General features: G+C 61.4%; 24 protein-coding genes. 10 read left to right on the plus strand and 14 right to left on the minus strand.

The genetic code is table 11. From position 1 onward, the window contains the following. Positions 1-7: 7 nt before the first annotated feature. The 8 genes from AB4N80_RS12085 to metG all read right to left on the minus strand — a co-directional run bounded on the left by AB4N80_RS12085 (position 8) and on the right by metG (position 6798). The gene (locus AB4N80_RS12085; protein ID WP_003204937.1) at positions 8-190 is read right to left on the minus strand and encodes a PA3496 family putative envelope integrity protein; all 183 of its coding nucleotides are present in this window, start codon (positions 188-190) and stop codon (positions 8-10) included. 107 nt (positions 191-297) lie between these two features. Further along, a complete protein-coding gene (nth, locus tag AB4N80_RS12090) occupies positions 298-936 on the minus strand; it encodes an endonuclease III (protein WP_460082156.1) in 639 nt (212 codons plus the stop codon). Then, positions 933-1466, minus strand: a complete 534-nt coding sequence (locus AB4N80_RS12095; protein WP_354336356.1) for an Rnf-Nqr domain containing protein — start codon at positions 1464-1466, stop codon at positions 933-935. The genes nth and AB4N80_RS12095 overlap by 4 nt, the downstream gene beginning before the upstream one ends. Next, the gene (locus tag AB4N80_RS12100; RefSeq protein WP_305490995.1) at positions 1459-2070 is read right to left on the minus strand and encodes an RnfABCDGE type electron transport complex subunit G; all 612 of its coding nucleotides are present in this window, start codon (positions 2068-2070) and stop codon (positions 1459-1461) included. Before AB4N80_RS12100 ends, AB4N80_RS12095 begins: the two co-directional genes overlap by 8 nt. Then, positions 2067-3047: an RnfABCDGE type electron transport complex subunit D gene (locus tag AB4N80_RS12105; RefSeq protein ID WP_122569342.1), complete on the minus strand. Its 981-nt coding sequence runs from the start codon at positions 3045-3047 to the stop codon at positions 2067-2069. The genes AB4N80_RS12100 and AB4N80_RS12105 overlap by 4 nt, the downstream gene beginning before the upstream one ends. Beyond that, positions 3034-4053, minus strand: a complete 1020-nt coding sequence (rsxB, locus tag AB4N80_RS12110; RefSeq protein WP_354336357.1) for an electron transport complex subunit RsxB — start codon at positions 4051-4053, stop codon at positions 3034-3036. Before rsxB ends, AB4N80_RS12105 begins: the two co-directional genes overlap by 14 nt. Then, positions 4050-4622: an Rnf-Nqr domain containing protein gene (locus tag AB4N80_RS12115; protein ID WP_122569340.1), complete on the minus strand. Its 573-nt coding sequence runs from the start codon at positions 4620-4622 to the stop codon at positions 4050-4052. Before AB4N80_RS12115 ends, rsxB begins: the two co-directional genes overlap by 4 nt. A 130-nt stretch (positions 4623-4752) precedes the next feature. Beyond that, positions 4753-6798 (minus strand): methionine--tRNA ligase, encoded by a 2046-nt coding sequence (gene metG / locus AB4N80_RS12120; RefSeq protein WP_354336359.1) that lies wholly within the window; start codon positions 6796-6798, stop codon positions 4753-4755. Between the two features lie 330 nt (positions 6799-7128). Between metG and apbC the strand changes: the two genes are divergently transcribed. After that, positions 7129-8223, plus strand: coding sequence for an iron-sulfur cluster carrier protein ApbC (gene apbC, locus AB4N80_RS12125; protein WP_122569337.1), 1095 nt, complete (start codon positions 7129-7131; stop codon positions 8221-8223). Positions 8224-8378: 155 nt separating this feature from the next. Here the strand turns inward: apbC and AB4N80_RS12130 are convergent, their stop codons facing one another. After that, complete coding sequence (locus AB4N80_RS12130) at positions 8379-9137, minus strand: SDR family oxidoreductase (protein WP_122569336.1); 759 nt, start codon at positions 9135-9137, stop codon at positions 8379-8381. A gap of 164 nt (positions 9138-9301) precedes the next feature. Here AB4N80_RS12130 and AB4N80_RS12135 point away from each other — a divergent pair, with 164 nt between their 5' ends. The 4 genes from AB4N80_RS12135 to groL all read left to right on the plus strand — a co-directional run bounded on the left by AB4N80_RS12135 (position 9302) and on the right by groL (position 12807). Beyond that, the gene (locus tag AB4N80_RS12135) at positions 9302-10033 is read left to right on the plus strand and encodes a HugZ family pyridoxamine 5'-phosphate oxidase (protein WP_122569335.1); all 732 of its coding nucleotides are present in this window, start codon (positions 9302-9304) and stop codon (positions 10031-10033) included. 66 nt (positions 10034-10099) lie between these two features. Further along, a complete protein-coding gene (locus AB4N80_RS12140) occupies positions 10100-10576 on the plus strand; it encodes an FxsA family protein (protein WP_305468200.1) in 477 nt (158 codons plus the stop codon). Positions 10577-10820: 244 nt separating this feature from the next. After that, on the plus strand, positions 10821-11114 hold the full coding sequence (locus AB4N80_RS12145) for a co-chaperone GroES (RefSeq protein WP_024619193.1): 294 nt from the start codon (positions 10821-10823) through the stop codon (positions 11112-11114). A gap of 49 nt (positions 11115-11163) precedes the next feature. Then, complete coding sequence (groL, locus tag AB4N80_RS12150) at positions 11164-12807, plus strand: chaperonin GroEL (protein WP_053124505.1); 1644 nt, start codon at positions 11164-11166, stop codon at positions 12805-12807. Positions 12808-13018: 211 nt separating this feature from the next. Here groL and AB4N80_RS12155 read toward each other — a convergent pair whose 3' ends face one another. Next, the gene (locus tag AB4N80_RS12155) at positions 13019-13762 is read right to left on the minus strand and encodes a phosphatase PAP2 family protein (RefSeq protein ID WP_460082165.1); all 744 of its coding nucleotides are present in this window, start codon (positions 13760-13762) and stop codon (positions 13019-13021) included. 329 nt (positions 13763-14091) lie between these two features. Between AB4N80_RS12155 and colR the strand changes: the two genes are divergently transcribed. The 5 genes from colR (at position 14092) to AB4N80_RS12180 (ending at position 17770) form a co-directional block, all read left to right on the plus strand. After that, positions 14092-14775 carry a two-component system response regulator ColR gene (gene colR / locus AB4N80_RS12160; protein WP_024779529.1) on the plus strand — a complete coding sequence of 228 codons (684 nt, stop codon included), beginning with the start codon at positions 14092-14094 and terminating at the stop codon, positions 14773-14775. Next, positions 14765-16042, plus strand: a complete 1278-nt coding sequence (locus AB4N80_RS12165; RefSeq protein ID WP_122569332.1) for a sensor histidine kinase — start codon at positions 14765-14767, stop codon at positions 16040-16042. The genes colR and AB4N80_RS12165 overlap by 11 nt, the downstream gene beginning before the upstream one ends. A 114-nt stretch (positions 16043-16156) precedes the next feature. Next, complete coding sequence (locus AB4N80_RS12170; RefSeq protein ID WP_122569331.1) at positions 16157-16825, plus strand: class I SAM-dependent methyltransferase; 669 nt, start codon at positions 16157-16159, stop codon at positions 16823-16825. A 4-nt stretch (positions 16826-16829) separates the two neighbouring features. Further along, positions 16830-17540 carry a lipopolysaccharide kinase InaA family protein gene (locus tag AB4N80_RS12175; protein ID WP_122569330.1) on the plus strand — a complete coding sequence of 237 codons (711 nt, stop codon included), beginning with the start codon at positions 16830-16832 and terminating at the stop codon, positions 17538-17540. Positions 17541-17542: 2 nt separating this feature from the next. Then, positions 17543-17770: a hypothetical protein gene (locus tag AB4N80_RS12180; RefSeq protein ID WP_122569329.1), complete on the plus strand. Its 228-nt coding sequence runs from the start codon at positions 17543-17545 to the stop codon at positions 17768-17770. A gap of 209 nt (positions 17771-17979) precedes the next feature. Here the strand turns inward: AB4N80_RS12180 and AB4N80_RS12185 are convergent, their stop codons facing one another. From AB4N80_RS12185 to AB4N80_RS12200, 4 genes are all read right to left on the minus strand, one after another. Next, positions 17980-21006, minus strand: a complete 3027-nt coding sequence (locus tag AB4N80_RS12185) for a multidrug efflux RND transporter permease subunit (RefSeq protein ID WP_122569328.1) — start codon at positions 21004-21006, stop codon at positions 17980-17982. Between the two features lie 13 nt (positions 21007-21019). Further along, the gene (locus AB4N80_RS12190) at positions 21020-22168 is read right to left on the minus strand and encodes an efflux RND transporter periplasmic adaptor subunit (RefSeq protein ID WP_122569327.1); all 1149 of its coding nucleotides are present in this window, start codon (positions 22166-22168) and stop codon (positions 21020-21022) included. A gap of 155 nt (positions 22169-22323) precedes the next feature. Continuing rightward, positions 22324-23421 (minus strand): DUF1513 domain-containing protein, encoded by a 1098-nt coding sequence (locus AB4N80_RS12195; protein ID WP_122569326.1) that lies wholly within the window; start codon positions 23419-23421, stop codon positions 22324-22326. A 2-nt stretch (positions 23422-23423) separates the two neighbouring features. Next, a complete protein-coding gene (locus AB4N80_RS12200) occupies positions 23424-24488 on the minus strand; it encodes an imelysin family protein (protein WP_122569325.1) in 1065 nt (354 codons plus the stop codon). Positions 24489-24497: the final 9 nt, after the last annotated feature.

The raw sequence follows: 24497 nt of genomic DNA on the forward strand, positions 1-24497 counted from the left end.
TTACGTGTCAGAGGTCAAAGTCGTAATCGGCCAGTTGCTTCTGTAAACGACGCTCTTCCAGCAGGTTATCGATGGTGCGGCGCTTGCTCAGGTTGGTTTTCGCCACTTCCACGACCACAGGTTCGACGTCGTCGGCCTCAGCGGCGATGAATTCGTCTTCTACATCCAGTTGTTCTTTGCCAGCACTCATGGGTTCGACTCCAGGCTAAGACTGCCATTGGCGCTCCTTATATCGATAAACCACGGGCGGGTAAAAAAGATTTTTTCAATCGAAGGATCGATAAAAGCAATAGCGCCTCAATCGTCCGAGGTCTTGTGCTTGTATTCGCATAAATCTTCGATTCGGCAGCTGCCGCAGCGGGGCTTGCGCGCCAGGCAGACGTAGCGTCCATGGAGGATGAGCCAGTGATGGGAGTCCAGCAGGTATTCCTTGGGGACAAATTTCATCAGCTTCTTCTCCACTTCCCCCACGTTTTTGCCGGGGGCCAACCCGGTACGGTTGCTGACGCGGAAAATGTGGGTGTCGACCGCCATGGTCAACTGCCGGAATGCGGTGTTGAGCACGACGTTGGCGGTTTTGCGGCCAACACCCGGAAGGGCCTCCAGCGCTTCACGGGTCTGCGGGATTTCACTGCCGTGGCGCTCGATCAGCAGGCGGCAGGTTTCGATCACGTTCTTGGCCTTGCTGTTGAACAGGCCGATGGTCTTGATGTACTCGGACAACCCTTCAACGCCCAGGGCGTAGATTGCTTCCGGAGTGTTGGCAACCGGGAACAATTTAGCCGTGGCCTTGTTGACGCCAACGTCGGTGGACTGGGCCGACAGGATGACCGCGATCAGCAACTCGAACGGCGAGGAATAGGCCAGTTCGGTTTTCGGTTCCGGGTTGTCCTCGTGAAAGCGACGGAATATTTCCAGGCGTTTTGCGGCGTTCATGGGCGCGGCGTTTCCTCGGTGGTTGAAGGGGATTTGGCTGCCGTCCAGGCCTGTCGGGCCGCCAACAGCAGCCCGAGCAGAATGAACTCACCCGGGGCGAGCGAGGCCAGGGGGAGACCGCTGTCGATCAGCTCGCGCAGGGTGCCCAGGCTGATCATCAAGAGACCGAACACCCCAGCCAGCCTGAGGCGTCCAGGCCAGCGCGCTTCAACGAAGAAACCCGCATGCTCCAGCGCCACGCAGCTCAGGGCGATCCAGCCCAGGTACAGGCTCAGCGATCGATACAGTTCCAGCGTCCAGGCCTGGATGATCAAGCCTGTGCAAGTGGTCAGGGTGGCGGCCAGCACAATGGCGGCGAGCAGCCGTTGCCCGGCTGTCAGGCGCTGCCGGACAAGCCCCATCGCCAAGCCTTGGCAGAAGAGAATCAAGGCCCAGGCCAGCCATAGCACCAGTGCACCCATCAGCGAATCGCTGGCGCCAACCAGCGGGACGAGCAGCAGGCCATGTGTCAGGCCCCATGGTTTATTCATTGGCAGGCACTCCCATCAACTGAGCGTTGTGCTCGTCGAAGTAACGCAACGCGTCGTGAACCGCCTGGAGCACCGCCCGGGACGTTACCGTTGCGCCGGCCAGTTGATCGAACTGACCCTGGTCCTTTTTCAAAGCCCAGCCGCTGTCGTCAGGCGCCTGGCGTGATTTGCCGGTGAAGGTCTGCAACCAGGCGTTCGGCCAGCCGGCAATCGCCGCGCCCAACCCGGGTGTCTCGGCCTGGCGCAGCGTCTTGACGCCCAGCAGCCGGCCCTGTGGGTCGATGGCGACCAGCAATTCGATGCTGCCTTCATAGCCCAGCGCCTGGCTACGCAGCAGCACGGCGCTGGGCTGGCCGTTGCGGGTCGCCAGGTAACCGTCCAGCAGCGTGCTATGGGCCAAGGGTACCGAGGCGGTGAAAACCGGGTTCGCCAACGGCTGATTGTCATAGCGGTCAGTGGGCAGTACCTCAAGCAAGGTCCTGTTCGCCAACGCTTGCCGCTGGGCCTCGATACGCTCGGCGGTGCCGAGGTGTGTGAGGTAAGTGGCACCGCTACCGAGGCCGATCAACAGGATCAGGGTTGCCACGCCGCCGGGATTCTTCATGTCAGTGGTCGCCGTTGTCGCGCCTCGGCAAACCGGTCCAGTGCCGGCACGCCGAGGTTCATCAGCAACACCGCGAACGCCACGCCATCCGGGTAGCCGCCCCAGGTGCGGATCAGGTAGACCAGCAGCCCCATGCCCGCGCCAAACAGCAAGCGGGCGAGCGGGGCCTTGGCACCTGAGACCGGTTCGGTGGCGATAAAAAACGCGCCGAGCATGGTCGCGCCGCTGAACAGATGAAACAGCGGTGAGCCGTGGGAGTCGGAGCCCGAGCCGTTCCAGCACAACAGGCTGACGATGAACAGGCTCGCCAGCAGGCCCACCGGCGCATGCCAACTGAACACCCGTTGCTGCAACAGAAACAGGCCGCCTGCCAGGAAAGCCAGATTGACCCATTCGGCACCGCGGCCACCGAAACGCCCGAACGCCGGATTGCTGGCGAACAGTTCATCGATGGTCAGGCTCGTGTTGGTCCGTAGGCTGTCCAGAGCGGTGGCCCCGGCCCAGGCATCGGGCGCCGGATGGGTGCCGAACACCTGTTGCAGGCCTTCAAGCAGGCCCATGCCGTGGGGCGCCGGACTCATATGGGCGGGAAACGCCACCAGCACCAAGGCGTACCCGAGCATCGCCGGGTTGAACGGGTTGCTGCCGACGCCGCCCCACAGGTGTTTGCCGAACAGCAAGGCGCAGGCGGCCGCCGTGACGGTCAGCCACCAGGGACAATACGCCGGCAAGGCCAGGGCCAGCAGCGTGGCACTGACCAGCGCGCTGCCATCGTTGAGCTCGGGTTTGAGCGGCCGGCGGCGCAAACGCAGAATCCACGCTTCGACCGCCAGCGCGGTAAAGCCGGACAACAGCAGGTTGAGCGCCACGCCCCAGCCCTGGAACCACAGCAACGCCAGCACGCCGGGCAGTGTCGCCAGCAACACCCGCATCATCGCGGGCCGCAGCCGTTCGTCCACAGGCTCAGGAAGCGGCATGGACGTCCACCTGGCGTTCGGCATCCTTCACCGCTTGCTCCAACGCCTGCAGCTGTTCGTCCGAAGCCGCTGCCGTGCGGGCTTTGCTGAGTTCGGCGCGGCGCATCGCCAGTTGGATCTTGGCCCGCTTCAGTTCGGCGCTTTGTGCCGGCGGCGGTGCTGGTGCTGGAGTGGCCGCTGGCGCGGCGTTCTCCAGTTGGCTCAGGGCCTGCTCGGCTGCTTCGAACTGGCGTTGCAGCACAATCAGTTGCGACTGCTGTTCGAAGGTCGGCGGATGGCCGAACGCTTTCAAGGATTTGTTCAACTGCGCCCGGCTCATGGCCAGGTCAACCTTGGCTTTTTTCAAGGCAGCATCGGCGGTGGCGGCTTTTTGCGCGCGCACGCGTTCCAGTGCGGCTTGTACGGGATTGAGCGGCTGCTCCTGTTCCTTGGCCTGTGCTGCGCGTTGGGTTCGAGCCAGGCGTTCGGCCTGGCGTTGTTCTTCTTCGCGGCGCAGGCGCGCATTGCGCTGTTCGAAGCGACGCCGGGCGTGATTGCGCTTGGCGGTTCGCGCCTGTTGCTCGGCGGCGCTGAAGGCCAAGCCGCCGACAATCGGCAACACGCTTGCCGTCGGCAGCGGCCGCATCTCGATGCAGTCGACCGGACAGGGCGCCACGCACAGGTCGCAACCGGTGCATTCATCGATAAGGACGGTGTGCATCAGCTTGGCCGCACCGACAATCGCGTCCACCGGACAGGCCTGGATGCACTTGGTGCACCCGATGCATTCGGCTTCGCGGATAAAGGCGATTTGCGCCGGGGCCGCGCCGCGGCTGGTGTCCAGTTCCAGCACCGGTATCTTCATCAGCTCGGCCAGGGCCGCGATGGTTTCGCGTCCACCGGGCGGGCATTTGTTGATCGGCTCGCCCTGGGCGATGCCTTCGGCGTAGGGCTTGCACCCGGGGTGGCCGCATTTGCCGCATTGGGTCTGCGGCAGCAGGGCGTCGATACGTTGAATCAGGCTCATGTTTTGACCAGCCCGCGCAATCCGAGAAAGGCCACCGCCATCAGTCCGGCGCTGATCAACTGAATCGGCAGGCCCCGAAAGGGCAAGGCAATAGCGTTATTGAAGGTGCGCTGGCGCAGATCCTCGAACAGGCTCAGCACCAGCCAGAAGCCCAGCCCGGCACCCAGCCCCAGCGCCACGGCGTGGCCCAGGCCTCGGTCTTCCTGACCGTTGAGCAACGTGACGCCCAGGATGCCGGCATTGCCGAGCAGCAGCGGCCACAACCCATCGAACGGCATTGCTGGCAGCCAGCGTGTCAGCAGGCGCAGCAAGGGCTCGATCAGCAAGATGCTCAAGGACAGCCAGACCAACAGGCGCAGGGATGTCAGGTTTGTCGGCACGAGTAGCCCATGATCGACCAGATAGCCCAGGGTGCCGACGATCAACATCAGGCACGTCGTTGCCACGCCCAGGGCGTGCACCTGTTTTCTGCCGTTGGCCGCCAGCAGCGGATCGACGCCCAGCGGCCAATGCAACACCAGGTTGTTGATCAGGGCAGCGCTGAACAGCGTGAGGACGATTTCGGTCATGGGTGCGTGGGCGACAAAGGGCCTGTTACAAGATTAGGCATTATCCGGCACGCCGGGCGCGTGGGCCAGATATGAAAATCCCACAGTCACCTGCAAGGCGACTGTGGGATCGGTGCAGCACGCGGTCGCGTTACTTGATCCGCTGGCCCGGCTTGGCGCCACTGTCAGGGCTCAACAGGTAGATCTCCTCGCCGCCGGGGCCCGCCGCCATCACCATGCCTTCGGAGATACCGAAGCGCATTTTGCGCGGCTTGAGGTTGGCGATCATCATCGTCAATCGACCTTCGAGCTTGGCCGGGTCCGGGTAGGCACTCTTGATGCCGGAGAACACGTTGCGTTGCTCGTCGCCGATGTCCAAGGTCAGGCGCAGCAGCTTGTCGGCCCCTTCGACAGCTTCGGCCTTGACGATCAGCGCCACGCGCAGGTCAACGGCGGCGAAGGCGTCGAAGTCGATTTCCGGCGACAGCGGGTCCTTGGCCAGCTCGCCGTTGCCGGCAGGGGCGCCGGCGTCGGTCTGGCTGGCGGCCAGGTCTTCCTTGGAGGCGTCGACCATGGCTTGGACCTTGGCGGGGTCGATACGGGTCATCAACGGCTTGAACGCGTTCAACTGATGGTTGCTCAGCAGGGTCTGGTGGTCGTTCCAGGTCAGCGGTGCAACGTTCAGGAATGCTTCGGCATCGGCGGCCAGCAACGGCAGCACCGGCTTGAGGAAGATCACCAACTGGCGGAACAGGTTGATGCCCAGGGCGCAGATAGCCTGGACTTCGTCCTGCTTGCCTTCCTGCTTGGCCAGTGACCACGGGGCCTTGTCGGCGATCCAGGCGTTGGCGCGGTCGGCCAGGGCCATGATTTCGCGCATGGCGCGGGCAAAGTCGCGGCTCTCGTAGGCTTCGGCGATGCTTGGCGCGGCCGCCAGGAAGGCGTCGGTCAGTTCCGGCGCGGCGTTACCGGCGACCAGGACCCCAGCGTTGCCCTTGTGGATGAACCCGGCGCAACGGCTGGCAATGTTGACGACCTTGCCCACCAGGTCGGAGTTGACCTTCTGCACGAAGTCTTCGAGGTTCAGGTCCAGGTCGTCGACACCGCGGCCAAGCTTGGCAGCGTAGTAGTAGCGCAGGTATTCCGGGGACAGGTGGTCCAGGTAAGTCCGGGCCTTGATGAAGGTGCCGCGGGACTTGGACATTTTCTGGCCATTGACGGTCAGGTAGCCGTGGACGTTGATGCCGGTCGGCTTGCGGAAACCGGCGCCTTCGAGCATGGCGGGCCAGAACAGCGCGTGGAAGTTGACGATGTCCTTGCCGATGAAGTGATACACCTCGGCCGTGGAGTCCTTGCCCCAGAACGCGTCGAAGTCCAGCTCCGGCGTGCGGTCGCAAAGGTTCTTGAAACTCGCCATGTAGCCGATGGGCGCGTCCAGCCACACGTAGAAATACTTGCCGGGCTCGCCGGGGATTTCGAAGCCGAAGTACGGTGCGTCGCGGGAAATGTCCCACTCTTGCAGGCCGGAGTCGAGCCATTCGGCGAGCTTGTTGGCCACCGCATCGTGCAACGTGCCGCTGCGGGTCCAGGTTTGCAGCATCGCCTGGAAATCCGGCAGCTTGAAGAAAAAGTGCTGGGAGTCCCTGAGCACCGGGGTGGCGCCGGAAATCGCCGATTTCGGGTCTTTCAGATCGGTCGGTGCGTAGGTGGCGCCGCATTTTTCGCAGTTGTCGCCGTACTGGTCTTCGGTGCCGCATTTCGGGCAGGTGCCCTTGATGAAGCGGTCGGCCAGGAACATGTTCTTTTCCGGGTCGAAATACTGGGTGACCGAACGGGTGGCGATGTGTCCGGCGTCACGCAGCTTCAGATAGATCTGGCTCGACAGCTCACGGTTTTCTTCGGCGTGAGTGGAGTGGAAGTTGTCGAAGTCCACCAGGAACTCGGCAAAGTCGGCGCTGTGTTCGGCCTGGACGTTGGCGATCAGTTGTTCCGGGGTGATGCCTTCCTTTTCCGCGCGCAGCATGATGGCCGAACCGTGGGCGTCGTCGGCGCAGACATAGATGCACTGGTTGCCGCGATGTTTCTGGAAGCGCGTCCACATATCGGTCTGGATGTATTCCAGCATATGGCCGAGGTGAATCGAACCATTGGCATAGGGCAGGGCGCTGGTGACGAGGATCTTGCGTGGCTCGGACATGGGGCTCGGCTACTTGATGAAACGGAGGTCGGCCACTATAAAGCGCCGGGAAATATATTTCACCCCACAGGCCTGTTTCCGGATGCATTGCTGATAGCCGCACAGGCACAACCGGTGGCGAGGGGATTGTGGGAGCAAAGCTTGCTCGCGAAACAGGCACCTCGATTTGTGAAAAATCCCATCGCCTGCATCGCGGCAAGCCTTGCTCCCACACAGCGGGAGCAAGCTCCCTCGCCACGAGAGCGTTCGCGGCCCTTAATCGGGTCGCCACGCGGGAGCGCGGGGCGTAGGATAGCGGCCTGTTTTCAAGTCTTGCTATCGGAGTTGCCCATGAGCGCCGTCAACCGCGCAGCGGTGGAAACCGTCCTTCGCCAGTACACCGACCCCTACCTGAACCAGGATCCGGTCAGCGCCGGATGCGTGCGCGCCATCGATATCCAGGGCGATCGCGTCAATGTTCAGTTGGAGATCGGCTACGCCGCCGACCTGTTCAAGAGCGGCTGGGCGCAGATGCTGCAAATGGCGATCGAAGGCCTGGACGGCGTGACAGCCGCGACGGTCCAAGTCACCAGCGTGATCGCCGCGCATAAGGCCCAGGCGCAGGTGCCGGGGCTGGCCAATGTCAAGAATGTGATCGCCGTGGCCTCGGGCAAGGGCGGCGTGGGCAAGTCCACCACCGCCGCCAACCTGGCCCTGGCCCTGGCCCGTGAAGGGGCGAAGGTCGGGATTCTCGACGCGGACATCTACGGTCCGAGCCAGGGCATCATGTTCGGGATCGCCGAGGGCACCCGGCCGCAGATCAAGGACCAGAAGTGGTTCGTGCCGCTGCAATCCCATGGCGTGGAAGTCATGTCCATGGCCTTCCTGACCGACGACAACACGCCGATGGTCTGGCGCGGGCCGATGGTTTCCGGGGCCTTGCTGCAACTGGTCACGCAAACCGCGTGGGGCGACCTGGATTACCTGGTGATCGACATGCCGCCGGGCACTGGCGACATCCAGCTGACCCTGGCGCAGAAAGTCCCGGTGGCCGGCGCGGTGATCGTCACCACCCCTCAGGACCTGGCCCTGTTGGACGCGCGCAAGGGCGTGGAGATGTTCCGCAAGGTGAACATCCCGGTGCTGGGCGTGGTGGAGAACATGGCCGTGCACATCTGCTCCAATTGCGGACATGCCGAGCACCTGTTCGGCGAAGGTGGCGGGGAAAAACTGGCGACCCAGTACGGCGTCGAATTGCTGGCTTCGCTACCGCTGTCGATGGTGATCCGCGAACAGGCCGACGGCGGCAAGCCAACCGTCATCGCCGAGCCGGACAGCCAAATCGCCATGGTCTATCAGGAACTTGCCCGCCACGTGGGCGCGCGGATCGTGTTGCAGGAGGCCGCATCGCCGGCGATGCCGAACATCACTGTCAGCGATGATTGATGCTTGAAACACAATCCCATGGGGAGCAAGCCTGTGGGAGCACAGCTTGCTCGCGATGACGGCGTCACCTACAACACGTCTGTTGGTTTAACACCGCTATCGCGAGCAAGCTGTGCTCCCACAGGCTCCCTCCCACAGGGAGGGATGCGGTGGGCTTAGATCCGCAACCCACCATCCATCTCCAGAATCCGACCGGTGTAGTAGTCGTTCTCGAAGATATACGCCGCCGAATGAGCAATCTCCTCCGGCTTGCCCATGCGCTTGAGCGGAATCCCCGAGGTCATTTTCTCCAGGGCCTCGGGTTTCATGCTCAGGGTCATCTCGGTTTCGATGAAGCCCGGGGCGATGCCGGCGACACGGATGCCGTAGCGCGCCAGCTCCTTGGCCCAGGTCACAGTGGCAGCGGCCACGCCAGCCTTGGCGGCCGAGTAGTTGGTTTGGCCGACATTGCCGGCTCGGGAAATCGACGAGATATTGATGATGGCGCCGCTGTTCTTCAGTTCGACCATTTTCGCCGCCACTTCACGGGTGCACAGGAACACACCGGTGAGGTTGACGTCGATCACCGCCTGCCACTGGGCCAGGCTCATCTTGGTCATTTCGCCGTCCTTGACCTTGAGCAGCAGGCCGTCGCGCAGGATCCCGGCGTTGTTGATCAACCCGTGGATCGCGCCGAAGTCCTCGGCCACCCGGGCAACCATGTCGGTCACTTGTTCTTCATTGGCGACATTGCACAGGTAGGCACGCGCCTCGACGCCCTTGGCTGCGCAGGCGGCAACCGCCTGGTCGAGTTTTTCCTGATTGAGGTCCACCAGCGCGAGCTTGGCGCCTTTGTCCGCGAAATACTCGGCCATGGAGCGGCCCAGGCCCTGGCAACCGCCGGTGATAATGATTACTTTGTCAGTGAGTTGCATTCTCATGTCCAGATGGCGCAGCGGTGGAGGGGACCTGTTGGGAGGCCTCTCGATTTGCGACGGTGTAGCCCGACTGCACACGAGAACTGTCCCCTAGGTATATCGGAACATTACTCCAGTCGCCTGACCGTTTTCTAGACGAGTTTAATAAAAGGAGTCATAAATTGAGCGTTGAAGCTGCCAAGCATGCCCGGGAACTGCTGCTCAAGGAATACCGTGGAATGCTTTCCACTCATTCCAAGTCCATGCCAGGTTTTCCGTTCGGCTCCGTGGTGCCGTATTGCCTGGACGCACAAGGCCAGCCGCTGATCCTGATCAGCCGTATCGCCCAGCACACTCACAATCTGCAAAAAGACCCCAAGTGTTCGATGCTGGTGGGCGAGCGCGGTGCCGAGGACGTGCAGGCCGTGGGGCGCCTGACCTACCTGGCCGAAGCCCGGAAACTCGAAGACAACGCCGCCATCGAGGCGGCCGCCGAGCGTTATTACCGCTATTTCCCTGACTCGCAGAACTATCACAAGGCCCATGATTTCGATTTCTGGGTGCTCGAGCCGGTGCGCCATCGCTACATCGGCGGCTTTGGCGCCATTCACTGGATCGACCAGCTCACCCTGGCCAACCCCTTCGCCGGCAAAGCCGAAGCCAGCATGATCGAGCACATGAATGCCGATCACGCCAAAGCCATCGCTCATTACGTGGAGCTGGCCGGCCTGTCGAAAAGCGAACCGGCGCAACTGGTGGGCATCGACAGCGAGGGCATGCACCTGCGCATTGGCCAGGGCCTGCACTGGCTGGCGTTTGCGACGCCCTGCAACACCCCGACACAAGTGCGCGAAGCCTTGGTTTATCTGGCTCACGCCGAGCAATGGCCGAAAAATACCGTGGCTGATGCTTGAATTCACGAAAGGGCGACGTCATTTAAGGTTTCATAGCAAGGCATTCTTGCGTTGAGGAACCATTTGATGCGCCCTTTTTTGTTGCTCTTTCTGCTGTTCCCGGTGTTGGAGCTGTTCGTATTCGTCAAAGTCAGCGGTGCGATCGGGTTTTTCCCGGCGCTGTTGCTGGTCATTCTCGGCTCGATGCTCGGCGTGTTCGTGCTGCGCATCGCCGGCCTCGCCACGGCACTGCGTGCCCGTGAAAGCCTGAACCGTGGCGAGCTGCCCGCCCAGACCATGCTCGAAGGCCTGATGCTGGCCCTGGGTGGCGGCCTGTTGATCCTGCCCGGCTTTATCAGCGACGTGCTGGGCCTGGTCATGCTGTTGCCGTTCACCCGTCGGTTGCTGGCCAATAAAATGCGTCAGCGCGCCGAAGAGCAGGCGATGCGTCAGCGCGCCTTCGCCGATGACCTGCAATCCCGTGGCGGTCCGACTCCGCGTGAACCTGTGGGCCGCGAGCCCAACGTGATCGAAGGCGAGTTCGAACACCGCGACCCTCGGTAAAAACCAGCGACACGGCACCTTCCGGTGCCGTGTTCGTTTCTGGCTGCGTGAAGTAAAAAATTTCATACCCGGCCCTTGTAATCGGCTTGTGCGCCCTTATGTATGGGTCACCGCAAGGTTTCCGGTGGCAACACTGGACAGACTTCCGCGGTTCGCTTGACGAACCGCACCCGGCACCGCCGGATTCGTTAAACCCGCCGGGACTACACCGGCCGATGAAAACCACAATTAGGAGAGATCGACAATGAAGCTTCGTCCTCTGCATGACCGCGTCGTCGTCCGTCGCAGCGAAGAAGAAAAGAAAACCGCTGGCGGTATCGTCCTGCCAGGTTCGGCTGCTGAAAAGCCAAACCAGGGTGAAGTCCTCGCTGTAGGCCCAGGTAAAGCACTGGAAAACGGTGAAGTACGTGCGCTGTCCGTGAAAGTGGGTGACAAGGTTGTTTTCGGCCCTTACTCCGGTAGCAACACTGTGAAAGTTGATGGCGAAGACCTGCTGGTTATCGGCGAGAGCGAAATCCTCGCTGTTGTCGAAGGCTGATTCCCCGCTCATTTTTCCGCGACTACAAAGTATTTAAGGAATATCGATCATGGCTGCTAAAGAAGTTAAATTCGGCGATTCCGCCCGCAAGAAAATGCTCGCCGGTGTCAACGTCCTGGCTGACGCAGTAAAAGCGACCCTGGGCCCGAAAGGCCGTAACGTGATCATCGAGAAGAGCTTCGGCGCTCCGACCATCACCAAGGACGGCGTTTCCGTAGCCAAAGAAATCGAGCTCAAGGATCGCTTCGAAAACATGGGCGCGCAACTGGTCAAAGACGTTGCCTCCCGTGCCAACGATGACGCCGGTGACGGCACCACCACCGCGACCGTACTGGCTCAGTCTATCGTCAACGAAGGCCTGAAAGCCGTCGCTGCCGGCATGAACCCGATGGACCTCAAGCGCGGTATCGACAAGGCGACCATCGCCATCGTCAAAGAGTTGAAAGCCCTGTCCAAGCCATGCGCTGACACCAAGGCAATCGCTCAGGTCGGTACCATCTCGGCCAACTCCGACAACTCCATCGGCGACATCATTGCCGAAGCCATGGAAAAAGTCGGCAAAGAAGGCGTGATCACCGTTGAAGAAGGCTCGGGCCTGGAAAACGAACTGTCGGTTGTTGAAGGCATGCAGTTCGACCGTGGCTACCTGTCCCCGTACTTCGTCAACAAGCCGGACACCATGACCGCCGAGCTCGACGGCCCGCTGATCCTGCTGGTTGACAAGAAGATCTCGAACATCCGCGAAATGCTGCCCGTGCTGGAAGCCGTTGCCAAAGCCGGCCGCCCACTGCTGATCGTGGCTGAAGACGTTGAAGGCGAAGCCCTGGCGACCCTGGTTGTGAACAACATGCGTGGCATCGTTAAAGTCGCAGCCGTCAAGGCTCCAGGCTTCGGCGACCGTCGCAAGGCCATGCTGCAGGACATCGCCGTACTGACCGGCGGTACCGTTATCTCCGAAGAGATCGGCCTGAGCCTGGAAAGCACCACCCTGGAGCACCTGGGTAACGCCAAGCGCGTGATCCTGTCCAAGGAAAACACCACCGTGATCGACGGTGCCGGCGTCGAGGCTGACATCCAGGCTCGCGTGACCCAGATCCGCGCACAAGTGGCCGAGACTTCGTCCGACTACGACCGTGAAAAACTGCAAGAGCGCCTGGCCAAGCTGTCCGGCGGCGTTGCTGTGATCAAGGTTGGCGCTGGTTCCGAAGTTGAAATGAAAGAGAAGAAAGCCCGCGTTGAAGACGCCCTGCACGCGACCCGCGCAGCCGTTGAAGAAGGCGTGGTACCTGGCGGCGGCGTGGCACTGGTACGTGCCCTGCAAGCCATCAGCGAACTCAAAGGCGACAACGATGACCAGAACGTGGGCATCCAGTTGCTGCGTCGCGCTGTAGAAGCTCCGCTGCGCCAGATCGTTGCCAACTCCGGTGACGAGCCAAGCGTTGTGGTCGACAAGGTCAAGCAGGGTTCGGGTAACTACGGTTACAACGCTGCAACCGGCGAATACGGCGACATGATCGAAATGGGTATCCTGGACCCGGCCAAAGTGACTCGTTCGGCTCTGCAAGCGGCTTCGTCGATTGCCAGCCTGATGATCACCACCGAGGCGATGATCGCTGAAATCAAGGAAGACGCTCCAGCTGGCGGCGGTATGCCAGACATGGGCGGCATGGGTGGCATGGGCGGCATGATGTAAGCCAGCCTTACCCCTGTAGCGAAAACCCCGCCTGCGAAAGCAAGCGGGGTTTTTTATTGCCTTGGATTTATCTCAGGCTTGAAGCTGCACCCATCTGTCTCTGTGGGAGCAAAGCTTGCTCGCGATCGCAGTGGGTCAGCTTGCCCGGATGCTGACGCTGCCCTCGCAATCGCGAGCAAGCTTTGCTCCCACAGGGTTTGTACGGGGGCTTTCAGGCATTGGCGGGATGGGTGATGGCCACACGCTCAGATGTAGAAGCTGGTCGGTACAGGATGTAGTAGTAACACCCCAGGCAAATCAGCCAACAGAACACCGCCGTCCACACGTTATGGGAAAAGAAGTGCGCCCCTTGCATCATCCGCCCCAGGGAAAACACCGTGCCCAGCGTGAAGGCGAGTATCAAGGCCCGGCGGGCCAGGCGCGGGCGGCGATCGCGCAGGACGAAGAACAGCGCAAACAGCGTGAACCCGGTGGCCGCGTGGCCGCCGGGCCAGCATCGACCGGGTTTGTCTGTGGCCGGGCGTGGGCTGAGCAGCTCACTGTAGGTTTCCTGGCCGCCGAATTCCTTCAGGCTCCAGGGGCATTGGACCGCCGTCACGGCTTTCATCGGCGTGACGAAGGACGTCGCCAGTGCCAGGGACAACACCAGGCAGCCCAGTTCCCGCTTGAGCGGTTTGAGCCGGGCGATGAAAAACGTACCGATGAAGCCGAGGATCGCCAGCACGGAGAACACGATCACCACCTCTTTGGCTCGATCGTGGAGGATGTCCTCCAGAAAAAAACTGTGCCGACCGATAAAGCCACCCGCCATCGGGTCGTAAAACAGCTTGGCCAGGTCCATGTCCAGGGTGGTCAGTTCCAGCAGTACCAGAATGACCGCGACAACGGCAGGCAGGCCCAAGGCAATCCATAAGTTCAGCGGTCTGGAAGCGGGGCGGATGGCGGTGGAGACCATGGCAATACCTTTGATGGAAGTTTTCGTAATCAGCGCGTTGCGCAGTCTGGTCTGCGTTGCGTTCGGGCGGTGTGAATGTTGGGTGAAAAACTCGTCAATACCCGCGCAGTCCAGTTCCTGGGTGCACTTGCCTTTTGTGGGAGCGAGCTTGCTCGCGAAAGCGTCGGCACATCCAATATTGATGGGACTGACCCACCGCTATCGCGAGCAAGCTCGCTCCCACAAGGGACCACGCGCTGCCACAGCTGATACAACCCTAGCCGTGAGCCACGCTTGGCCGTAAGCTGCGCGGGCCAAGCCAGCCGTTAACTGTGTACGCAGAGGTGCCCATGCGAATTCTATTGGTCGAAGACAACCGCGATATCCTGGCCAACCTGGCCGATTACCTGGGGCTCAAGGGCTACACCGTTGATTGTGCCCAGGACGGTTTGTCGGGGTTGCATCTGGCGGCGACCGAACACTACGACCTGATCGTGCTCGATATCATGCTGCCGGGCATCGACGGCTACACCTTGTGCAAGCGTCTGCGCGAAGACGCGCGGCGCGATACGCCGGTGATCATGCTCACCGCCCGGGATCAGTTGGACGATCGCCTGCAGGGCTTCAAGTCCGGGGCTGATGACTACCTGATCAAACCGTTTGCCCTGTCGGAACTGGCGGCGCGGATCGAAGCCGTCATGCGTCGGGCCCAGGGCGGTGGCCGCCGTGCCTTGCAAGTCGGCGACCTGAGCTACGACCTCGATACCCTGGAAGTGACCCGTGAAGGCAAGCTGCTCAAGCTCAACCCCGTGGGCCTGAAGCTGCTGGCGGTACTGATGCAGAAAAGTCCCCACGTGTTGCGCCGCGAAATCCTTGAAGAAGCGTTGTGGGGTGACGATTGCCCGGACAGCGACAGCTTGCGCAGCCACGTCCATCAACTGCGCCAGGTGATCGACAAACCGTTCGAAAAACCGTTGTTGCACACCGTGCATGGCGTCGGCTATCGCCTGGCCGAGGGCCGCGATGGAGTTTAAGCAGAGCCTTGCCCAACGGATCATCATCGCGTTTGCGCTGATGAGCGCATTGGTGGCTGGCGCGTTCGCCATGGGTATCGTGGCGACGGTCCATTTGGTTGAAGAGAAATTGATTTCCGCCGGGCTTGGCGGCGATCTGCAACGCCTGTTGTTGATGGACAGCGTCTCGGACTGGAACCACCGGCCGGAACCTGACCAATTGTTTTATTTCAGTGGTGGTCCGGGAGACTTCGAGTTGCCCAAGGATTTACGCCATCTGGAGCGCGGTTTCCACGAGGTGTTTCGCGAGCAATTGTCCTATCACGCCATGGTCGAGATCGTTGACGGCCGGCACTACGTATTGCTGCAAGACCAGAGCGACTTCGAAGAGCGCGAACGGGTGCTGTTTGCCGTGGTGCTGGTTGGTTTCGTGCTCAGCCTGGCGCTGGCGGTATTTTTGGGCTGGGTCCTGGCACGCCGGGTGATGGCGCCGGTGGTTCGCCTGGCCCGGCAAGTGCGCCATCGCGACCAGCTCCTCGGCCTCGCGCCGCCGTTGGCCCCGGATTATGCCGCCGATGAGGTGGGTGAGCTGGCCGTGGCGTTCGATGCCACACTGGGGCGCTTGCGCCAGGCCCTGACCCGCGAGCGGTTGTTTACCAGCGACGTGAGCCACGAGTTGCGCACACCGTTGATGGTCCTGGCGACCTCTTGCGAGTTGCTGCTGGAAAACCCGGCGCTGGACCCGCGCGGTCGTACCCAGGTCGAACGCATCAATCGGGCCAGTGAAGAGATGCGTGAGCTGGTGCAGACTTTCCTGATGCTCGCCAGGTCCGAACGTGAAGACAACGGCATGTCGCCGCGGCTGACCCTGGGGCAGGTGGCCGAGAACCTCCTCGGTGTGTGGCGCGGGCCCATCGAATCCAAAGGCCTGACGTTGATCTTCGAGCCCGGGCAAACTGTCGACACCCTGTATAACGCCACGTTCCTGACGGCGGTGATGGGCAATCTGTTGCGCAACGCCCTGCACTACACCGATCAGGGCTTCATCCGCCTTTCACTGACCACCACCGGATTTGTAGTCGAGGACAGCGGCGTGGGTATTCCTGAGGAAAAACGCGAGGCGATGTTCGAGCCGTTTGTGCGTGGTAATGAAAAACGCGGTGAGGGTCTGGGACTGGGCTTGTCCCTGGTACAGCGCATTTGCGAGAACCAGGCTTGGACCGTCAGCCTCAGTACGATGGAGCCCAACGGTTGCCACTTCGAGGTGGAATTGAATCCAAGGGGCTAGGCCTCCGGACCGAAAAGTCTTGTAAACATTGGAGCGTTTACCTGACTTAATTTTCACAAAGGCATGACATTCCGATTCATAAGGTGGGGCCGATCAGTCATTGAGGCCCCGCTAATGTCCAAACCCATCAAGCTGGATTTTTCCGAAAAATACGACGAGCAGCACGCCAGGGAATATTTTCACAAGCATCGCCGCGGCTTGAGTCGCCGTCTTTCCAACCAGCGAGACCAACAATTGGCCCGACGTGCATTGACACTCGTCGGAGACCCCGGTCTGGTTCTGGACCTGCCCTGCGGTGCCGGGCGCTTCTGGTCCTTGTTGGCCGAAAAACCGAACCGGGTCATCATCGGCGCGGACAATTCCGAAGCCATGCTCAATACCGCGTTGGAGGCTCAACCGACGGATGTCGTAAAACGGGTACGGCCCTTGCACACTTCTGCGTTCGACATCGCCTTACCTGATAACGCCGTCGACAGCATTTTTTGTATGCGCCTGTTGCATCACATCGGTGAACCCGCGCATCGACTGGCGATTCTGAAGGAGTTCGAGCGTGTCAGTCGTGACAGCGTGATCGTTTCATTGTGGGTCGATGGCAATTTCAAGGCCTGGAAACGCAAGCGCCTGGAGCGCACCCGTGGGCAGAAAGACTACCAGAATCGATTTGTGTTACCGACTGATACAGTTGAAGGGGAGTTTCGGCAGGCCGGGTTTCGCATTCAGGAACGACTGGATTTCCTACCGCTCTATGCCATGTGGCGAGTTTATGTATTACGCAAGAGGTAAAGGCATGGGTGTGCAGGCAATAGAAGCATCAATGATTCCCCCCGGTGACTTCGAACATTTCTGGAGTCAACAGGGTGAGTGGGTGGAAGAGCCTAATGTGCGTCGCGGCGGTGAAAGCGGTGTGCAACGGATCAAGGACAAGGACGGCAAGCTGCTTTATGCCAAGCGTCAGACCGGACATATTTATCGCAGCTGGCTGCACCCGTTCGGTCGACCGACCGTGCTTCGTGAGCAAGATGCACTGCTGGCATTGACCCGGCTGGATGTCCGCGTCCCCCAGCTTATTTTCTGTGGCGCCCAGCGGGACCCGGTCCACAAGTGGCGTGCGCTGCTGGTGACCCAGGCGCTGGAAGGTTTTGAAGAGATCGAGCACTGGTATGCCGCAGGTGGCCGCGAGCGCCATGGCGAAGCGGTGCATGATCAAATTCTCCTGACACTGGCTGAAACACTGGCGCGGATGCACAAGGGCCGTTGGCAACATGGCTGTATCTACATCAAGCACGTCTTTGTGCGTGTGACCGGAGAGGGAGAGGCGGCCAAGGCTGAAGTGGCTTTGCTCGATTTTGAAAAGTGTCGCCAGCGCCTGACTGCCCGGCGTGCGGCTTCCCATGACCTGAAACAGCTGCGGCGCCATTCGTCGTTCAGCGATGCCGATTGGAAAAAACTCGTCTACTTTTATGAGGCGGCGTTTGGCAGCGCTATCAAAGGTTTATAGTCATGAAACTAGAAATTGCTAGAGGTTTGTTTTTAGTCGGAGCCCTGGCAGTTACATCGATGGCGGTGGCTGTATGGGAACAGCCACGCTCGCAGATCCTCAGTGCTTCCAATGCGGGTGCGCATTGTCCGCTGCCGCGTGTGGCAAAGGCCAGCGAGGCGATCCGACCGGACGATGATCTGCTGCTGTTCATGTTCAGCCTGTCCCAAGGGATGAGGCCGCAGAGTTGAAAGCCCTGAAATCAAAATAAAGGCCTCCCTTGTGAGGTCTTTATTTTTTGGACTGTCAGATCAACCCTTGTGGCGAGGGGACTTATCCCCTTTGGATTGTGGGGGCAAAGCTTGCTCGCGAAACAGTCGCCTCGATTCCTGGAAGACCGCATCGCCTTCATCGCGGGCAAGCCTTGCTCCCACAGTACCCCTCGCCACAGGTATCCACTTCAGGCCTTGTCCGGCTTGGCCAGCAGCGTGTAGACGCAAGGCAACACAAACAGTGTGAACAAGGTGCCAATCGACATGCCCGTGGCGATCACCATGCCGATGTCGAAGCGGCTCACTGCCCCGGCGCCAGTGGCGAGGATGAGCGGCACCATGCCGAACACCATCGCCGCGGTGGTCATCAGCACCGGTCGCAGACGAATCGACGCGGCTTGTTCCACGGCTTCGCGCGGCGACAGATTCTGTTCCCTGCGCAACTGGTTGGCGAACTCGACAATCAGGATCCCGTGCTTGCTGATCAAGCCGATCAACGTTACCAGGCCCACCTGGGTATAGATGTTCATGCTCGACCAGCCGAGGAACAGCGGAATCAGGGCACCGCAGATGGACAGCGGCACGGTCACCAGGATCACCAGCGGGTCCCGGAAACTTTCGAACTGCGCGGCCAGCACCAGGAAGATAATCGCCAGGGCCAGGGCAAAGGTCACCCACAACGCGCTGCCTTCCTGAACGAATTGGCGCGAAGCCCCGGCGTAATCGAAGGCGAACCCCACCGGTGCTTCCTCTCGGGCGATCTGGCGGACGGTCTCGATGGCCTCGCCCATGCTCACGATGGGAAAGCCTGAAATCGTCACCGCATTGAGCTGCTGGAACTGGTTCAGCTGTCGCGGTCGCGCCCGGTCGCTGACCGTGATCAGCGTCGACAGCGGTAACGATTCACCCTTGGCATTTTTCACGTAGTAGTTGTTCAACCAGTCGGGGTTGTCCCGGAACGGCCGTTCGACCTGGGCAATGACCTTGTAGCTGCGGCCCTCGAGGGTGAAGCGGTTGATCTCCGATTCGCCCAGCAGCGTCGCCAGGGTACCGCCCAGGTCTTGCATGGAAACACCCATCTGGGCGGCCTTGGCGCGATCGATATCCACCACGACTTCCGGCTTGTCGAACGCCAGGTCAATGTCCATGAAGGCGAACTTGCCGGATTCCAATGCGCGCTTTTTGACCCGGTCGGCAACCTCCAGCAGCGTCGCATACTCCTTCGGTGAGTTGATGACGAACGCGAACGGCAAGCCTTCGCCGGTGCCCGGCAACGAGGGCAGGTTGAAACCGAATATCTGCAGGCCAGGCACGCTTTCCAGCTTGGCCTGGACCTCGGGCAGGATTTCCATCTGGGTACGGTCGCGTTCGTTCCAGGGCTTGAGCAGGAAGCCGCCGATGCCCGATTGCACGCCGTTATAGCCATTGATCTGGAACGAGGAGTAGTACTCCGGGAACTCCTTGAAAATGGTGATGAAGTGATCGGTATAGGTGTTCAGGTAGTCGAGGTTGGTGGGCTGCGGGGCGTTGGCCATCATGAAGATGATGCCCTGGTCCTCGTCGGGGGCCAGTTCGGACTTGCTGAACATGACCAGCACCGGGATCAGCAGCAGTACGATCACCGCGAACACCAGCACCACCGGCCGTGTATTGAGCGTGCCGTGGAGCATGCGCTGGTAACGGCTCTTCAAGCGTTCGAAGAGCATGTCCAGCCGATGGGCCAGCCCCGAGGGGTTCTCGTCGTGGCGCAGGAGCAGGGCGCACATCATGGGCGACAGGGTCAGGGCGACGATCCCGGAGATCACCACCGCACCGGCCAGGGTCAAGGCGAACTCCTTGAACAAGGCGCCCGTCAGGCCTTCGAGCAGGCCGATCGGTGCATACACCGCCGCCAGGGTGATGGTCATCGAGACCACCGGCATGGCGATTTCCCGGGCACCTTCTATTGCGGCGTCGAACGGGGTCTTGCCTTCCTCGATGTGCCGGTGAATGTTCTCCACCACCACGATGGCGTCGTCCACCACCAGGCCGATGGCGAGCACCATGGCCAGCAGCGTCAGGAGGTTCATCGAGTAGCCCATCAACTGCATGAAGAACATCACGCCGATCATCGACAGCGGGATAGTCACCACCGGGATGACCACCGAACGCAGGGCGCCGAGGAACAGGAACACCACGACGATGACGATCAGCACCGCCTCGAACAGGGTTTTCACCACTTCGTCGATGGACGCCTGGATGAACAGGGTGGCGTCGTAGGCGATCTCGGCCTTGAGGTTGGTCGGGAGCTGGGCCTCCATCTCCGGCATGATCTTGCGCACTTCCTTGATCACATCGAGCGGGTTCGCGCCTGGCGTGGCCTTGATCCCGATGTACACCGAGGGCGTGCCACCGAAGGAACTGATGGTGTCGTAGTTCTCGGCACCCATTTCCACGCGAGCCACGTCCCGCAGCAACACGCGGCTGTCGCCGTCGGTCTTGAGCGGGATTGCGGCGAAGGCTTCGGCGGACTTGAGTTCGGTGTTGGCGTTGATGCTGGTGACCACATACTCGCCTTTCACTTCACCGGCGGCGGAAAGGAAGTTGTGCTGGCGCACGGCATTGGTCACGTCGGCGGCGGTCAGTCCGAAGCCGGCGAGCTTGACTGGGTCCAGCCACAAGCGCATGGCGAAGACCTGGTTGCCGAGGATCTCCGCCTCGGCCATGCCGGGCAGTGTCGCCAGCTTGGGCTGGATCACCCGTGACAGGTAGTCGGTGATCTGCGGGTTGTTCAGTTCCTTGCTGAAGAAGCTGATGTACATCAGGGCCGAGGCATCGGCGGCCTCACGGCTGAGGACCGGGTCCTCGGCGTCCTGGGGCAGCTGGTTCTTGACCTCGTTGGCCTTGGCCAGCAGTTCGGTAAAGAGCCGGTCGCTGTTGGAGCCGATGCGGGCATAGACCGAAATCACCGAGAAATTCTGGCGACTGACCGAGGTCATGTAGTCGATGCCCTCGGCACTGGCCAGGCTCTGCTGCATCGGTTGGGTGATGTAGCCCTGGATGGTTTCGGCGTTGGCCCCGGGGTAGGCGGTGGTCACCGTGATCAGGGCGTTTTCCATTTGTGGATACTGACGCAGGGGCAGCTTGCTCCAGGCCTGGAAGCCCAGCAGCACGATCAACAGGCTGACCACGGTGGCGAGCACCGGGCGGCGGATGAACGGATCGGTAAAAGCCATGGGGGTTCCTTGATCAGTCCGCGCGCGGCGGGCTGTTCTGTTCGGTCAGGGTCTTGTCGTCGCTGATGGCGATCGGCGTACCGTTATCGAGCTTGATCTGGCCGGCGATCACGACTTGTTCGCCGCTCTGCACGCCTTTGGCAACCAGCACCTGCCCGTCGCGTCGCTCGCCGGTTTCAACGAAGCGCCGTTCGGCGATCAGGACCGGCTGGCCCTTGTCGTCCTTCTCGACCGTGCCGTCGGCGGCTTTCTTTTGCGTCACCACGTACATGGAGTTGCCGTAGAGGGTGTAGGTCACGGCGCTTTCCGGCACGACGATTCCGGCGGCCACGTCCGGCAGGATCACCTGCAGGTTGGCGAACATGCCGGGCAGCAGCTTGCCGTCGGGGTTGGCCAGGGTGGCGCGCACCAGGACGTTGCGGGTGCTGTCCTCGACCTTGGGGTTGATCGCGCTGATGGTGCCGACGAAGGTCTGCCCGGGATAGGCCGAGACGCTGACGTTGACTGGCAGGGCAATGGCGAGCCGGGGCACGGTTTGTTCAGGCACGTAGAAGTCCACGTACAGGCTGCTGAGGTCCTGCAGGGTGGCGATCACCGTGCCGCTGGCCAGGTAGTCGCCGACATCCACCTGGCGAATGCCGATGGTGCCGCTGAACGGCGCCAGGATGTGTTTCTTGGCCAGCGACGCCTTGAGCTGATTGACCGTGGCCTGGTTCTTCTTCAATTGCGCCGAGAGCCGGTCGAATTCGCCTTTGGAGATCGCCTGGCTGCCCACCAGTTGTCGGCCGCGACCGAAATCCAGTTGTGACAGGCCCAGGTCGGCCTCGGCGGTTTCCAGCAGGGCGCTTTCGACTTCGCTGTCCAGTTGCAGGAGCGGCTGGCCGGCCTTGACCTTTTGGCCGGACTGGAACTGCACTTTCTGCACGGTCCCGGCGATTTCCAGGCTCAGGTCCACGCCTTGCAGCGCCTTGAGGCTGCCAACGGTGGGCAGGCGAGCTTGCCAGGGTTGCTGGGCGGCCGTGGCCACGGCGACGCTGACCGGCGGTTTTGGCGCAGAGAACGACTGGATCTGCTGGTAAACGGAGAAGGCCTTGTAGCCGGCGAGCAACAGCACCACCAGCAGGACAACACCCAACATGATCAGCATGCGGCGTCGCAGCATGTTCCACTTCCTTGGAAAAGAGCTGAGAGAAAATACAGATAGGCGGGCACATTACTCCGAGTGTGCGGGCTATTCCAGATGCTGGCGGGCCGGTGGTGCGTGGGAATTTTCCGAAAAATCAGGGAGCTTGGCGCCGATGGGCGTCGCTCCCTGGCTCAGGCCAGATGCAAATGGTTATCCCAGAGCCCTGCCGGCAGATCCAGAGGTTTTGCAACCAATTGTGTCTGCCGGCAATCATAATAGCGGCAACGCCCTTGGCCCGAGGTCACGACAAAACCGTCGGCCACCGCACCCACGCCGGCACAGTCTGGCAGGGGCGCATCCAGGCGGACTTCGCCACTGTCCAGGTCCCAGATGAAGAAGCGGTTGCCGCGCGGGGCGGTCAGGGCCACCAGGCGCAGGTCGCTGTGCACGGCGACGCTGGCGGTGTAGTGCCCCATGGCCTGCAATTGCTCTTCGGGCACCGGGAATGCCTGGAAAGGCTGCCCCGGTCGCTTGATCGCCAGCAGTTCCGACGATTCGTGGGCCGCGCCCATGAACTGCTGGCCGGAGACGATGGTGCCGTCACTGGCGATGCCCAGGTGGCGCACGCTGTTCATCGATTGGGCGAGGGTTTCCTTGCTCAGCAGGGTGCCATCGCGTTGCATCAGCACCAGGCTCGGCTCCATGGCGTCGAGGTTCATTTCAACCCGGCTTTCGGCTTCGGTGCGAATGCCGCCGTTGGCCACCACCAGCGTCTCGCCATCGGGCATCCAGGACACCTGGTGAGGACCGATGCCGTGGGTGGATAGCTCGCCGCTATGCACCAACCGCTCGCCGTCGAAACGGTACACGCCCAACAGGCCGCGTCCCGGGTCGGTGGTATCGTTCTCGGTGGCGTATAGCCATTCGCCGCTTTTATGGATGACCGCGTGGCCGTAGAAATGCCGGTTCGGCAACGAGGTGATGGTTTGCAGCAGCGTCCCGTCGCGCAGGTCGATCAAGTAGCTTTCGGTGCCTGGACGACGGGCGACGAACAGCGCAATCGGCTGCGTCGGGTGATTGATAATGTCATGGCAACGCTGGCCGACCTGGGTGGCGAACACCCGCGTGCCGTCCAGTCGATAGCCGACGGCGTAGTGCTTGCCGTCGCCATCGTCCCGTGCCGAAAGCAAGAGTGGGTGCTTGTCCTTTTGCTTGAACAGCGTCCAGCCGCCCAGGGTGACGGCGCCGAGCAACAAGCTACCCAGTGCCAGGACCTGACGTCGAAACATGATCAGTCACCGTCGTTGGCATTGAAGCCCAGTTGAATGCCCAGCGCCTTGGCCAGTTCGCCTTCGTGCAGGCGATGGACGACGTTAAGGCTGTCGTACAGATCGTTGAGTTGCTGGCGCCCGGCATCGTCGTTGAGCATTTCGGTCAACGAGCGCTGGCTGCTGGCGAACAGTTTCAAGGAGGCATCGTAGGCGGCGTCGATCTTGTCGGCCAACGGCTTCTGGTCGCTTGGCAACAGGCCGCGCAGGCCCTTGTTGTCCACGCCGGCCCAGACGGTCCTGGCCGCGCTCAGGCTGGCTTCCAGCCCTTGCAGCGACGACTGGCTGCGCCAGGCATCGGCCTGGAATGGCTGAGGTACGCCCTTGCTCTGGCGGCCCATCGGTGTGCCGAGTTTTTTCTTCAGCGTGTCCAGGGCCGTGACCTGCACGCGCAGCAGATCGGCGATGGCTTCGTGGGAGTCGGCGTAGCGCTGGTTGGGGAATTTGCTCATCTGGGCGAGCATGCCGTCGTTGGTGTTCCAGCCCGACAGGATCTCTTCGGCCAGTTGCTTCTGGCGTTCACCGATGGCGATGAGCAGCGGGCAGTACTTGGCTTTCTGGGCGGCGTCGGCCATGTCGATTTTGGCGTCGAACAGCAGGTATTCGTAGGCCGAGAGCCCTTGCACGACAACGCTGGACTTGGCCAGGCCGGCGGCGTCGATCTGCGGCTGGCTGTTGACCAACTGCTCGACCTGACGGCCCACCAGGTTTTTCTTGTCCGGCCAGAACTGCACCTGCCAGGCGCGGTTGCCCTCGGCCAGTGGACCAATCAGCAGCGGTTGCAGCTCGGCCCAGGCTTTTTGCGCCTTGAGGAAGTCGGCGCGAGCGGTGTCCAGGTTTTCCTTGCCTTGGCAGAACGCCAGGGCGCTGGTCGCCAGTTGCCGGTCGGCCTCGACCCAGCGGCTGTAGGTCGGCAGGATCACTTGTTTGGCGATGGCGGCCGAGGTGACGGCTTGTGGGTCTTGGGGCGAGCAGGCGCCGAGGGCGATGGCGGCGAGGCTGGTGAACAACAGCTTGGGACGGAACATGTCAGGCTC

Source organism: Pseudomonas sp. H3_A02 (genome assembly GCF_054671965.1).